The following is a 12,407-nucleotide window of genomic DNA, read 5'->3' as shown; positions in this document are numbered from 1 at the left end:
TTTGTCCGACTGAGCGGGCGGCCACGCCGATGGGCGGGTGACGGCATGACTGGAATCGATCAGCCGGCGTCTTGGAGAAACGCTTCTGCCAGCTTGATATTCGTCCCATGCCTTTCAGCCATTCTCTGCAAATCCCTGTGCAGAACTTCATCCCTGACCCGCGGCATCAGAGCCTGAAGCTTGCGTACAACCCAGGACTGGCCCCGATTAAGGAACAGCGTGCGCTCATGGGGGTCCACGATGTCCATCGCGCGACCATAAAATGCTCCCGTGCGACGGGAAGGAACAGCGCCCAGCTCTCGAATCTGCCGCGACAGCATGGCGCACCAATATGCCTCATCCGCCCGTATGATCCGCATCAATTCTGAGAAACGCACGTTCTCCGATCCACGTCCGCTGGCCAGGGCAACGCGAGCGCCAGCCCGCTCCGCTTCAAGCAGTTCGTTGAGAGCGGCGACAATTTCGTCGCGTGAAGCAAAGCCCATATATTGGTCATCGGCGCCGGCGCCGTAACATACCGGGGAGGAAGGCTCGTTCATCATATCGCGATCGCTGCTGCGGCATGGAGTCCGGCCCGGACACGGTCCATCACGCCGGGATCCGCCTTGGTGGAATGAACCATATAGGCCGAATAGGAAAATTCAGGACTACCCGCCACAACCGCGAGGCGTCCCTCCTCCAGATAGGGACGAATGAAACCTTTCCGGAAATAACCACTGCCGCCCGTTGCGAGGATATAATCCAGCGCCAGAGGGCCATAGCTGATCGACACGACCGCGTTGGGCTGATCAGGGAAGGCCGCCTGGTAGCTCGCCGCAAATTCTTCACCCCAGTCGATCTGGACATGGTCCTCGGGTTCAAGCCGCGCGTTGGTCGGGGTGGTCCGCACAAGCACCAGTTTCTCTTCGAAAAGAAGTTCGGCGATGATCCCGGGCCGGCTGGGTGCTGCGTAAAGCACGGCGACATCGAGTGTTCCGTCCTGAACCTGCTCCATCAGGCGTTCGGACGCATCTATATGCGTGCTTACGGCGATTTCGGCGCACTCGCGCCGCATCCATAACAGCCAGTGCCGCAGCAACGGGCTCCACAAGCTAAGCTCCGCCCCCACCGTGACCACTGTTTCACGACCCGGCGGGAGTGCGACTGCCCGTTGTGCGCGCGCCCACACTTGAACGAGGGTCGTGGCGAAACGAAGGAACTGTTCACCTGCCTGGGTCAGCTTTGCGCCTGCCTTGTTTCGGATGAATACAGGCCGATCGAGCTGCTCTTCCAGAACGCGAATGCGGGCGCTCACGGCGGTCTGCGTAAGATGCAGATTGTTCGCCGCGCCTACGAAGCTACCGGTCTTCACCACCTCGAGAAAAGTGCGGGCGATGCCGATGTCCATCTATGCCGATCCTTGCGGTTAATGCGCAATAATAATCATTTGCTTGATATGTGCCTAGCAGGGAGAAGATATGGCGACAAGGAGAGATCGCCGTGGCCGCAGCCACGTCCCCCATCGCGCCGACCGAGGTCAGCACCAGACCATGAAACACCCCGGACCCTTCTGGCATGAGCCGGCTCCCCCAGGCAGAATGGGTCGCTGGCTGGCCTTCGCACTGACGTTACTGACCATTGGCCTCGTTGCAGGCGTATATTATCTCCATCATCGGAACTTCATTGACGATGGGCTCCTGCCATCCATGATCTGCTTCATCGTGGCGGCGGCCATAGGTGCATTTGCGGCCTCTGATATCGGGAAGCAAAGACCGCGCCGCCCCTATGGAGATTGTGAGGAGGTCGCTCCTCCACCAGAATTGTACAACGTATGGCCCTTGACGTTCGGAGCCGATCCGGGCCGCTCGAAACCGGAAGCGGGCAACGGGGAGCAGGCATGAGCGGAAGCCATAGCCCAAGCCCATTTTTGCTCCTGGACGACTGGGGTTCGGCGTGCGCTGCTCTCCGCCCACCTCTTCTTGTCGGCGGCCATGACGGTCACGACCCGATGGCCACCATCGCCCTTGTGTCCGTAAAATGATTGTATTCAACAAGAAATAACATTCATTTGTTTGATCGCATTTGCTGGCGCACATTGGGGGCGGAAAAAGGAGGATTCATGACGATCCATCTCGGGCAGATCGCCCCCGACTTCGAGCAGGACAGCACGCACGGCCGCATCCGGTTCCATGAGTGGCTGGGATCGCATTGGGCCGTGCTATTCAGCCATCCCAAGAACTTCACGCCGGTCTGTACGACAGAGCTCGGCGAGGTCGCCAGGCTTCGTCCGGAATGGGACAAACGCAACGTCAAGCCCATCGGCCTCTCCGTTGATCCGGTCGAAGCCCATCGCAAGTGGGAAGAAGACATTCACGACACCCAGGGCGTCGCACTGGACTTCCCGATGATTGCCGACCCTGACGCTCGCGTCTCGAGGCTGTATGACATGATCCATCCGGAAAGCGATCCAGCCGTGACGGTCCGCTCCGTATTCGTGATCGACCCCTCCAAAAAGGTTCGGCTGATCCTCACCTATCCACCGAGCACGGGTCGGAATTTCCCGGAAATTCTGCGCGCGATCGATAGCCTCCAGCTCACAGATACCCGGAGCATTGCGACCCCGGTGAACTGGCTCCCGGGCGAACCCGTCGTGATTTCGCCAAAGCTTTCCCAAGAGGAGGCTAACCGGCAGTTCCCGCAAGGATACAAAACGCTCAAGCCCTATCTGCGGATTGTCGATCTCCATCAATAGGCAGGATGCTATGCTCCAAGAGGATGGAGACGCAAGGCCAGTTCCGGGGGACGGAGCCCTGCAATCTCTGTTTGAGAGCAATCGGGCCTGGGCGGAAGCCAAGACTCATGGTGATCCCACCTTCTTCACCCGTCTCGTGGACCAGCAGCGTCCGCGATACTTCTGGATCGGCTGCTCCGATAGCCGCGTGCCGGCAACCGAAATAGTCGACCTGGATCCAGGTGAAATGTTCGTGCATCGCAATGTAGCCAATCTCGCCCAAAGGGACGATCCCAGCCTGGCTGCGGCGCTGCAATTTGCCATCGAAATCCTCGAAGTTCATCATGTCATCGTGGTGGGTCACTATGGATGTGGCGGCATCCAGGCGGCGATGGCGACAGAGACTGAGGACGCGATCGGCCACTGGCTGGCTCCGATACGAGATCTGCATCAAAGCCAGTCGCGCAAAGCTGAAACCATTCCGGTCAGTCCAAATGAGCTCTGCGAACTCAATGTCAGGATGCAGGTCGAGGCCCTGGCTGCCAACCCGTTCGTGCGACGCGCCTGGGAACAATCAGGAGAACTGACTCTTCATGGATGGGTGTATGCCATCGGCGATGGCCGTCTGCGAAGGGTCTGCCCACCCGTCATCAATCCCTTCATTACCGAGCAGAGATGATGGCCGGCGATCATTTTACATGCCCTGGGCGGACATGATCGCGGACAATTTGGAACTCAAGGCGGCCATCGCGGCCTGTGTAGGCGCCACCGTTCCCAATCGGGGGCTGGATGCCCGGATTTCGTTAGCGGTTTTCCCAGGCTTGGGCGACCTCCCGAGAGTTGGTCCGGGCGTGTGGCGCCAGATTGATGGAACCCATGCTCGCGCCCTTCGATATTCGGCCTTGCAATCCGCAGCTGCGACGCTTGTGCCCCCCGGATGCTGGATCGAAACACATGGCCGTGAAATACATGTCCATGGAGAAAGCGGAGCGTGGGTCGGGATCCATGGGATACAAGCCATCGCCATCTGCATCGCCGCGCTTAAGGCACGGCTGCATGAGGAAAGCGGGCTGCATCGACTGTCATGATTGTCCCGCACGATCGGGTGAAATTGCGCGGATCCTTGTCCTCATGGCATGAAACGCGGATGAAGGGGACATGGCCAACGGCGAAACAAGGAACGGCCGCCCTCGCTGCCGCCGACCACCCGACAGATTTGCTCATCCCCGATCGCAAGATTATGCATTACGCTAATCAAGCCTATTCCGTTAGAACAATGAGACATTCACCGCGAGCAGACGTCCCGACGATGAGATCATGCAAATTCATTTCCGCCATCCTGATGTTGTCCGCAGTACCGGCGGCGCATGCGGAAGCCTCCGCGACGCGATCCTTCACTTTCGAGGGGTTGGAAAGCGACTATCAATGGTACGGCGATATGCAGCACGCCAAAGCGTCCCTGCTGCAGGCCGTGCCCATCGGAACGTCTTTTTGGGGTGCTCTCGAGATGCTCGAAAAAGCCGGGGCACGATGTTCCGGAGTGGCAGGCGACCCTCGATCGGCCAGATGTAGCAACGCTCAAAGGATCACCATCAACGACTATTATCCCGCCGATGCTATCTGGACGGTGGCGTTGCATCTGGAGGATGGAAAGGCGGACAATATTACCGTCACGCGTGATGTCGACGAAAGATGAGAAGGTCTCTGAGACAGAACGATGACTTCATTCCCCGATGGTTGACGCTTTCCAGCCTCCGCCTAGAGCCAGGAAAAGGGTGATCTGGTCGTTATTCACGGCTGCCCTGCCCTCGGCGGCAGCTTGCTCTGCAATCACAAGATCACGTTCCGCCTCGACTGCGGGTAGTTCGGCTATCTTGCCTCCGCGGCGCAGTTGCGTGATGCGTCGTGCCACGCGTTCGGCCTCCTCGCGCGCCTCATCCAGTTCCCGTTGCTGTTGCAAGCCCGCATCATAGCTGTTGAGCGCTGCCTCGACTTCGCGCAGAGCCTTGACCACCGCGCCGTCGAATGCGACGAGATCGGCGCTGCCTTGCGCCTGGGCGGCGGCGATCCGTGCACGCGCTGCGTGGCGGTTGAGCGTCCAGCCGATGAGAGGGCCAAATCCGAAACGATTGGTGAGTGGCGACAGAATATCGGCTACGGCGCCAGTCGATCCGGCCGAGGCACCCAGGCGGATATCGGGATATAGCGCCGCCGTCTCGACGCCGATGCGCGCAGTCGATGCCGCGAGGCGCCGTTCCGCCATGCGGATGTCAGGCCGGCGCTTTAGCAGTGCCTGTCCATCACCAACCGGCATCACCTGCGCCAGTTCCAGCGGTCGACGGCAATCGAGGAGTCCCATGTCCGCCTGGCTTGGCACCTTTCCCTGCAGCGCCGCTATGCGAAAGACGGCGTTGCGCCGACCGGCTGCGAGCCGGGGCAGGCGCGCCCTGTTGCCGGCGAGCGCCGCGCCCCGGCGATCCAACTCATAAGGCGCGGCACGACCGTTACGGACCAGCACCCCGGTGATCTGAATGCCTTTCTCCTGAAGTGCGATTGACCGCATCAGCACGTCAATCTGATAGCCACCGTTGCAAACGTCGGCATAAGCACGAGCGGTCTCCGCTGCCACATTGACCCGCGCCAGATCCCGCGCCGCAACAGCGGCTTCCATATCAGCACTGGCAGCCTCAATCCCGCGCTTGAGGCGTCCAAATAGATCAAGGTCATAGCTGACGCTGACACCTGCGTTGTAGATCTGGCGAACGGGGGGCTGAACGTGCTGCAGTTCTGCCTCGCCCGATCTTTGGGCATAGCTTGTCTCCGCGTTGAGACTGCCCTGAATTTCCCGGGACGAGCCGCGCGCGTCCAGCAGGGCAAGAGCGCGCTGCAGATTGGCTTCGGCCACGCGCAGGTCCGTGTTCGTTTCCAGCGCCTTTTCGATCAGCGCGTCGAGCGCTGGATTGTCATAAAGTTTCCACCAATGGTCAGGGAGAGGTTCCGCTTTCGTCGCAAGGGTGCCTGAAAGGAAAGGTTGGGCCGCGCCAGGGGCGTTGATCATCGCAGCGCGGGGCACATGGTAATCGGGCCCAACACTTGCACAACCGCCCAGCAGGACGACGAGACCAAGATAGTGCGCACCCCTTACCATGGCAGACTCCGGTGTGCGCTGCGTCCGTCCTTGCGGGGGTGGACGACGACGGTTGCAGTCTGACCGGGGATCATCCGCACCTGCGGGGGAATTTTGTCGATGGTGATCCGCACGGGAATGCGTTGCGCCAGTCGAACCCACGTGAAGGAGGGGTTCACATTGGCGAGTTGTCCGTCCGTACCCGCCCGTTCGCGGTCCTCAACGCCGCCAGCGATGCTCTGTACATGCCCCTGGATCTCGTCCGCAACGCCCATCAGATAAATGCTGGCGGGATCGCCAACGCGAATGGCAGGCAGCTTGGTTTCTTCAAAATAGCCCTCCACCCGCATCGACTTGTCGTAAACAAGTGCCAGCGCCGGCTTGCCTGCCGCAAGATAGACGCCTGGTTGCAAGGACATGTTCGCAACCGTGCCGTCAACCGGCGCGCGAACGAAAGTGCGATCGAGGTTGAAACGGGCCAGATTGCGGGCGGCGATCGCCTGACCGACACTGGCGCGCAGCTGGTCGACCCTCGCCCGTCCCTGCTCAATGGTTTCGGTTGCGATCACTTCGGTCATCGCATGGTTGCGCCGGTCTTCCCGGACCGCCTGCGCCAGCGCTGCCTGCTGGCTGGCCACATTCGCGCTCGCCTGCTCGAGCGCCAGCTGATAGCGCGGGCGATCGATCACGAGGAGGATATCACCCTTTCTGACGGGCTGATTATCGCTAACGCGCACTTCCGTCACGAGGCCACCCACGTCGGCAGCTATCGGAACCATGTCCGCGCGGACCTTGCCGTCCCGCGTGACAGGTTCAACCTGATAGCGCAACCAGAGGGCGTAGATCCCGCCGAGAATGACGAGGATGACGAGCAGCGTCACAATCGAGCGCAGAAGATTTTGGCGATGCAGCATATCAGGAAGCGAACCATCGATAGAGGAAGGCATCGGCAAGGGTGGACAACCCCCACCAGAACAGAATGAACAGGGCGAGCTCCAGCAGACTGGGATGCCAGAGCAGGCGATAGAAGGGCAATCGCTGCAACGGTGCGCGGAGCAGATAGACCAGTACGATCGCCAGCACGCCCCAAAGCAATGCGGCGGGCATATACACGCCGAGCAGATGGATTTCCTCGATCATGCCGTTGCTGCGATGGCCGGCGGCAAGGCGCCCGGGAACAGATTGCACCGCATGCCGACGAGTGCGCGAAGCGCCGGCCGTCGGAATTCGTCCATCGGCAGACCTAATAAGGCATGCAAGGCGCGGTCGATCGCTGCCAGGAGTGTCGGGGGTGGCGCGTCTGCCCTGCCTCCTCGCCAGCGCACGGAATAGAAGCGCGTCAGGCCCGCCAGCACGGCCCCGAGACTGTGCCGGGCATCGTGGGGCACATGGGACAGCGCCCTGCGCAGGGGGATGATGTTGCGCCCGATGCGCAGGTCGGCAAGGCCGTCGGCAGCATGCAGATCATCGCCCGGCGCGACGATCGCCATCCGGGCTGCGACCTGCCCCAGCCGATCGACCGCCATCGCCGTCCAGCGTTGAGGCGTGAATGGCCTGCGAATGTCCGCCAGCTGCGCCATGTCGGCCCAATTGGCGCGCAAGATGCGGCGTGCCGTCCAGAGCACATTGGCCGAACGGAACATCTTGGTGACCGCGAGTGTCGTCGCGATGCCGCCAAGCTGCGCCAGTCCGGTATTGATGAACAGGGCGAAGTCCGCCTGGAAACGTGCAAGGAAGCCCATGGCGACAATGAAGCAGGAAAACATCGGCAGCGCCTGCGGCGACCGCTTGGGATCCGCCTGCACATATCCCATCCACAGCAGGGCAGGCGCCAGCGTGATGATCAGCATTTCATAGCCATCCACCCGCGGCAAGATGACAAACAGGTAGAGGGCCGCCAGCGGGAAAGTCTTGAGCGTTGCCAGCAGATAGCGGCCGATGACTGGTGCCGGATCGTCCTGAGCCGCGAATGAACATGTGATGAGTGCGGCAAAGGCTGCAGTTGCAGACCCATTCGGCCAGGCAAGCAGGATCCAGACCGCGCAGTAGATCATGATTGCGGTCGCGGTTGCAAGACCCGCCAGAGCTGCCACGCCATGGTCGCGCGCAAGAGCAAAAGACGTCTGGGACAAAGTCTTGTCGCCGCCCCGCCCCGGCTTGCCGATCCTGTTGGCAAGTCTTCTGCTCGCAGCCATGGCAGTGAGAAATTCTGCCATCCGCGCGCAAGCACTCGCGGTCAGCAGGGAGGTCCAGCTTCCCTCGGATTCCGCATCTGCGGCCATGCGCTGGCATTCCCGGATCAGCGATGCGGCCTCGCCCGGCCTGCTCTCCTTGTCCGTCAGCCAGGCGGATATATCATCGAGCAACCGCGCCAGATCAGGACCAAGCGCCTGATCTGCCCGCAACAGATCGAGACGGTTCGCCGATGCCGATGCCAGTGGCAGGATATTGGCCAATTGTTGCTGAAGCGCTGTCACCCGGCGCCGGGTCGCGGGAGCCCACCGCTGGTCGAACGGCAGGTGTATCGCGATCATGCCAAGTTCGGTGACGTCCGCCGCCAGCATTCGGCGATGCTCATATTCGAGCTTGGTGTGCTGGCTTGAAAGCGCTTCGGCCGCCCACCGGCGCGCGTGCCCCAGAAAGGACTGGGCCCTTGCCCGGATGACCGGCGTTGCGCTCCACGGCTGGAACAGGGCGTGGACGGTAGTCACGCAAAGGATCGCGACCGTCATTTCCTCGACGCGCGCGATGGTTGTCTCGAAGATATTGGCGGGATCGTCCAGATAGGGGAAGCTGATCACAGCCGAACTGAAAGCTGCCATCTGGAACAGAAAGGCTCGAGGTGTTCGATCCAGAACTGCAAGATAAATACAAAAGCCCGTCCATGCGGCGAGGCACAAGACCAGCAATTCGGGAGAATTCTGCAGATTGGGAACAAGCAGGATGGTCGCCAGTGCGCCTGTTGCGATCCCACCCAAGCGATAAAAGACCTTCGGACGAAATGCGCCCGCCATGGGCTGCGCGGTCACATAGACCGTGAGAAGGGCCCACCAGGGCCGAGACAGGCTTGCCGAAAACGCGATCGCCAGCGTGATGGCTGCCGCGAGCAGGCTGCTCAGGGAAAAAAGCAGCTTCTGTGGATCGAGTTTAAACGAGGGAAGTTGCAGGCGTCTATTCGGGTCTGCGAGCGTAACCGTCATCTCTGGCAACCGTGACATGAGGGATTGTCACGTTCGAAAATGACCGTGCACCTGCCCCCTTCATGCCGGGCTGACTAATGATCTTCCTTGGCGATCCATAGATCAAAATATTGATGGTTGCCTGCAATAGTTTTGCGGCGAATTTGTGCAGGGTCGCTTCACTCCCATGATGCGGTCGATGAGGCCTGTTTCCGCCGAGGCACTTGCGTTGTTTTGATTACCCCGATCGATCCTGGCCATGCCCCGTCAACAGAAAGGTCGATATCGGGACAAGGACGAAAATGGACAGCATCAACTGTTCTTCCGTCATGATCCGGCGTCTGTGCAGGAAGAAGATGACATAAGCCGCGGCCGCCATGATGATGGTCCAGACTATGCCCCGCCAGGGCAAAGTGGGGCTTGGACTTGACGGCTTCATCCGCTGCCCTCTCCTGGACATCCTCTCCTGTCGGAACAGCATTCGAAGCGGTCTTTCACCATGACGGCCTGATGTCCGGTTTGGGCAAGCCAGGTTCATGACGCAAATGAATGTTTTTGCAGGATGACTACAAATATTATGATGTGCTTCAAGGCGATGCACGCAAACGCCATGGAGGGCAAAGGGGCGGAACTGACAATGTCATGGCCACTGCCTGCCTCCGCCCCGCCTTCGTTCAGGCTGCAAGCAACTCGTCTGCGGGACCAAAAAATTCATAGTGGATGCGCGTTGCCGGGACGCCCGCGAGCGACAGAGTGGAAACAGCATGGCGCAAGAAGGGGCGCGGCCCGCAAATATAATAATCCGCATCGTCAACCGGCGTGTTGCCGATCAGCCAGTCGTCCGTGATGATCCCTGCCACGTCATAGTCGCGACCTTCAACCTCGCCCGGAAGCGGATTCTGATGGAAATCTGTCACCTTGACCGATTTTCCCCTGGCAGCAAGCGCGCGGACATGGTCGCGCATCGCATGCGTCTTGTGGTCATGCGTGCCGTGGACATAATGGATGGGGAACTCAGACCCACCTTCGATGAGCGCCTCGAGCATGGCCACCATCGGGGTCAAACCCACACCGCCCGAAAGCAGGACCACCGGCCGCGTGACAGGATCGGCCAGAAAGAATTCGCCGGCGGGAGCAGCCACCTTGAGAACTGTCCCAGCCGCGGCTTCCTCGTGGAGCCAGCCGGATGCAAGCCCGTGAGGTTCGCGCTTGACGGAAATGCGATAGGTCCGCCCGTTGGGCGCCGCAGAGATTGAATAATTGCGCTTGAGCGGCGCCTGACCGGAAATCTCCAGCCAGAAAGTGAGATATTGGCCGGGCCTGTGCGCCATGACCGGACCACCGTCCACCGGGCGCAGCACGAACGAATGGATGACGCTGCTCTCGCGCACGACTTCTTCAACATGAAAATCGCGCCACCCATTCCAGCCCCCGGCCGTGTCCTTCTGCTCGGCGTAGATACGATTTTCCCGTGCGATCAGGATATTGGCGAGGAACCAATAGGCTTCTCCCCAGGCGCCCAAAATCTCGTCTGTCGCCGCGTCGCCCAGCACAGCCTTGATCGCCCCCAGCAGCGCCTCTGCAACATGAGGATAATGATCCGGCTTGATCTGCAGGCCGACATGCTTTTGCGCAATCCGTTCGACAGCCGGAGCAAGCGCGCCCAGATTATCGATGTTGCTGGCATAGGCCAGAATGGCGCCGGTCAAGGCACGAGGCTGCGAACCCGCATCGCCGTGATGCGACTGATTGAAAAGATCACGGATATCGGGATTCTGGAACATGCGCGCATACATTTCATGTACAATATCAAGCCCATGGGCCTCCAGCGCGGGAACGGTAGCTTTGACGAGCGCGATCGTCTGCTCGTTCAAGGGTTGTGACATCGATACCTCCTATGCTGCGGATTTGGGGTCGGGCGGTCGATCAGGAAAAGGCGCCTGATCGTAGAAATCGACTTGCATTTTCATGGGGCCGATTGGCTGGACAAAATGGGGCTGCCGGGGAAGCACCAGGCCAGGATTATCAGGCGTTAAAATTGCTTCTGAGGGCGGATCGAGGCAGATGAGCCGGACGCGCCCCTCAAGAACACGGATCAGCCCCCAGACGCCTTCCTTCGTGTCATGGCGCACGCGCAATGCCTTGGGCAGCGTATCCTGGTCGAATATGGGCGTGGACCGATAAGGGATCGGCTCAACCACGCAATGCGCTCCGGTTTGCACCTTGTTCTGTTGGCAGTCGGAAGAACATTGCAAGCTGCAGACTCTCGGCTATTCGCGCCGCCCGGGACTGGAGGGCCGCGGCCGCCCCCGCCGGCAACAACTCGTTCGTCGTCTGCTGCCAGAGCGCAAGCCAACGCTCGAACATCTCCGTCGTGATGGCATCTTTGTGTTTCAAATGAGCAGGAACGGGACGTCCCTTGTAACGTCCGGTGCCCAACATCACCGACGACCAGAAATCCGTCAATTTTTCAAGGTGGTGTGGCCAATCGTTGATCGCTTCGTTGAAGATGGGCCCCAGCTCAGGGTCCGTTCGCACGCGATTGTAGAAAGCGCCCACAAGTCGGGAGAGCTCTGCTTCGTCGATCCCGGAGACGTCTTCCACGACTCATTCTCCAATCATGCATCTTGGATGCATCTATACCGCCACTTTGAAAGATGCAAGTAAGAGGCCTATAATGGTCGGCCGCGCGACATTGGGAAACGGTCATGAAGCTGACCTTGTTCACCGACTATTCCATCCGGGTGCTGCTCTTTGTTTCCGCGCGGCCCGACCGCCTGTGTTCCATCGCTGAGATCGCTCGTGCCTACAGCATTTCGCAGAACCATCTCATGAAGGTCGTCAATGACCTTTCAAGGGCGGGATATCTCGAAAGCGTCCGCGGCCGGGGCGGAGGTATTCGTCTGGGCAAGCCGCCCGGCGAGATCAACATGGGTGCGCTGGTCCGTCACACCGAAGAAGGATTTGATCTGGTCGATTGCGCTAGCTGCGCCATTGCACCTCTTTGCGGGATGACAGCTGTGCTCAAGGAAGCGGTGTCCGCCTTCCTCTTGGTGCTGGACAGCTATTCTCTCGCCGATCTCATGACGAAACGCCGGTTGGGGGACGGCTGGCTGCCAGCCGCATCATCCTCCCTGCCGGACCCTCTGGCCGAGACGCAAGCTGTCCCCCGGCCATTGCCCTGACGCCAATCTCGGCAGGAATTTGCCAGCAAAGACCCGGCTTGCTGCGCTCAGCATGCGATTGTCGGGTTCCAACTTCAACAACGACGAATTGAACGCCATGTCCTGGCGCTCGTACAAGCATTGATTCCATCCGTCGCGGGTCGCGCGCTTCTCACCCCTGGGATGATTGCTTTTCAAATTGATGAAATCTACGCGGATGCACGGTC

The 12,407-nt window shown here is 60.1% G+C and carries 14 protein-coding genes; 4 read left to right on the top strand and 10 right to left on the bottom strand.

Annotation, left to right across the window (positions count from 1 at the left end; all coding sequences use genetic code 11):
• Positions 1-59 precede the first annotated feature (59 nt).
• Both NUH86_RS22980 and NUH86_RS22975 read right to left on the bottom strand, forming a co-directional pair.
• Positions 60-542, bottom strand: coding sequence for a DUF6306 domain-containing protein (locus NUH86_RS22980; protein WP_044663395.1), 483 nt, complete (start codon positions 540-542; stop codon positions 60-62).
• A complete protein-coding gene (locus NUH86_RS22975) occupies positions 539-1,387 on the bottom strand; it encodes a LysR family transcriptional regulator (protein ID WP_044663396.1) in 849 nt (282 codons plus the stop codon). The genes NUH86_RS22980 and NUH86_RS22975 overlap by 4 nt, the downstream gene beginning before the upstream one ends.
• Before the next feature lie 711 nt (positions 1,388-2,098).
• Between NUH86_RS22975 and NUH86_RS22970 the strand changes: the two genes are divergently transcribed.
• The 3 genes from NUH86_RS22970 (at position 2,099) to NUH86_RS22960 (ending at position 4,406) form a co-directional block, all read left to right on the top strand.
• Complete coding sequence (locus tag NUH86_RS22970) at positions 2,099-2,731, top strand: peroxiredoxin (protein WP_044663398.1); 633 nt, start codon at positions 2,099-2,101, stop codon at positions 2,729-2,731.
• Between the two features lie 10 nt (positions 2,732-2,741).
• Positions 2,742-3,389 carry a carbonic anhydrase gene (locus NUH86_RS22965; RefSeq protein ID WP_052628281.1) on the top strand — a complete coding sequence of 216 codons (648 nt, stop codon included), beginning with the start codon at positions 2,742-2,744 and terminating at the stop codon, positions 3,387-3,389.
• Between the two features lie 468 nt (positions 3,390-3,857).
• Complete coding sequence (locus NUH86_RS22960; protein ID WP_052628282.1) at positions 3,858-4,406, top strand: hypothetical protein; 549 nt, start codon at positions 3,858-3,860, stop codon at positions 4,404-4,406.
• Positions 4,407-4,433: 27 nt separating this feature from the next.
• Here NUH86_RS22960 and NUH86_RS22955 read toward each other — a convergent pair whose 3' ends face one another.
• From NUH86_RS22955 to NUH86_RS22920, 8 genes are all read right to left on the bottom strand, one after another.
• A complete protein-coding gene (locus NUH86_RS22955; RefSeq protein WP_044663400.1) occupies positions 4,434-5,858 on the bottom strand; it encodes an efflux transporter outer membrane subunit in 1,425 nt (474 codons plus the stop codon).
• Positions 5,852-6,751, bottom strand: a complete 900-nt coding sequence (locus NUH86_RS22950) for an efflux RND transporter periplasmic adaptor subunit (protein WP_044663401.1) — start codon at positions 6,749-6,751, stop codon at positions 5,852-5,854. The genes NUH86_RS22955 and NUH86_RS22950 overlap by 7 nt, the downstream gene beginning before the upstream one ends.
• A gap of 1 nt (position 6,752) precedes the next feature.
• The gene (locus NUH86_RS22945; RefSeq protein ID WP_044663402.1) at positions 6,753-6,977 is read right to left on the bottom strand and encodes a DUF1656 domain-containing protein; all 225 of its coding nucleotides are present in this window, start codon (positions 6,975-6,977) and stop codon (positions 6,753-6,755) included.
• Entirely contained in the window at positions 6,974-9,037 is a 2,064-nt protein-coding gene (locus NUH86_RS22940; RefSeq protein WP_044663403.1) for an FUSC family protein, read from the bottom strand. The genes NUH86_RS22945 and NUH86_RS22940 overlap by 4 nt, the downstream gene beginning before the upstream one ends.
• A gap of 217 nt (positions 9,038-9,254) precedes the next feature.
• Entirely contained in the window at positions 9,255-9,455 is a 201-nt protein-coding gene (locus NUH86_RS22935; protein ID WP_044663576.1) for a hypothetical protein, read from the bottom strand.
• 235 nt (positions 9,456-9,690) lie between these two features.
• The gene (hmpA, locus tag NUH86_RS22930; protein WP_044663404.1) at positions 9,691-10,902 is read right to left on the bottom strand and encodes an NO-inducible flavohemoprotein; all 1,212 of its coding nucleotides are present in this window, start codon (positions 10,900-10,902) and stop codon (positions 9,691-9,693) included.
• 9 nt (positions 10,903-10,911) lie between these two features.
• Positions 10,912-11,217, bottom strand: a complete 306-nt coding sequence (locus NUH86_RS22925; RefSeq protein WP_084694432.1) for a DUF1971 domain-containing protein — start codon at positions 11,215-11,217, stop codon at positions 10,912-10,914.
• Positions 11,210-11,620, bottom strand: coding sequence for a group III truncated hemoglobin (locus NUH86_RS22920; RefSeq protein ID WP_044663405.1), 411 nt, complete (start codon positions 11,618-11,620; stop codon positions 11,210-11,212). The genes NUH86_RS22925 and NUH86_RS22920 overlap by 8 nt, the downstream gene beginning before the upstream one ends.
• Before the next feature lie 104 nt (positions 11,621-11,724).
• Between NUH86_RS22920 and NUH86_RS22915 the strand changes: the two genes are divergently transcribed.
• Positions 11,725-12,201: an Rrf2 family transcriptional regulator gene (locus tag NUH86_RS22915; protein ID WP_084694433.1), complete on the top strand. Its 477-nt coding sequence runs from the start codon at positions 11,725-11,727 to the stop codon at positions 12,199-12,201.
• Positions 12,202-12,407 lie beyond the last annotated feature (206 nt).

This window comes from Sphingobium sp. JS3065, from assembly GCF_026427355.1.
GTDB lineage: Bacteria > Pseudomonadota > Alphaproteobacteria > Sphingomonadales > Sphingomonadaceae > Sphingobium.
This window is presented reverse-complemented; position numbering and strand designations above follow the sequence as displayed.

Coding starts and splice junctions, on each gene's coding strand:
- NUH86_RS22950 (WP_044663401.1), bottom strand. CDS start 6,751: ATGCTGCATCGCCAAAATCTTCTGCGCTCGATTGTGACGCTGCTCGTC.
- NUH86_RS22975 (WP_044663396.1), bottom strand. CDS start 1,387: ATGGACATCGGCATCGCCCGCACTTTTCTCGAGGTGGTGAAGACCGGT.
- NUH86_RS22960 (WP_052628282.1), top strand. CDS start 3,858: ATGAAGGGGACATGGCCAACGGCGAAACAAGGAACGGCCGCCCTCGCT.
- NUH86_RS22915 (WP_084694433.1), top strand. CDS start 11,725: ATGAAGCTGACCTTGTTCACCGACTATTCCATCCGGGTGCTGCTCTTT.
- NUH86_RS22945 (WP_044663402.1), bottom strand. CDS start 6,977: ATGATCGAGGAAATCCATCTGCTCGGCGTGTATATGCCCGCCGCATTG.
- NUH86_RS22940 (WP_044663403.1), bottom strand. CDS start 9,037: ATGACGGTTACGCTCGCAGACCCGAATAGACGCCTGCAACTTCCCTCG.
- hmpA (WP_044663404.1), bottom strand. CDS start 10,902: ATGTCACAACCCTTGAACGAGCAGACGATCGCGCTCGTCAAAGCTACC.
- NUH86_RS22980 (WP_044663395.1), bottom strand. CDS start 542: ATGATGAACGAGCCTTCCTCCCCGGTATGTTACGGCGCCGGCGCCGAT.
- NUH86_RS22955 (WP_044663400.1), bottom strand. CDS start 5,858: ATGGTAAGGGGTGCGCACTATCTTGGTCTCGTCGTCCTGCTGGGCGGT.
- NUH86_RS22965 (WP_052628281.1), top strand. CDS start 2,742: ATGCTCCAAGAGGATGGAGACGCAAGGCCAGTTCCGGGGGACGGAGCC.
- NUH86_RS22970 (WP_044663398.1), top strand. CDS start 2,099: ATGACGATCCATCTCGGGCAGATCGCCCCCGACTTCGAGCAGGACAGC.
- NUH86_RS22935 (WP_044663576.1), bottom strand. CDS start 9,455: ATGAAGCCGTCAAGTCCAAGCCCCACTTTGCCCTGGCGGGGCATAGTC.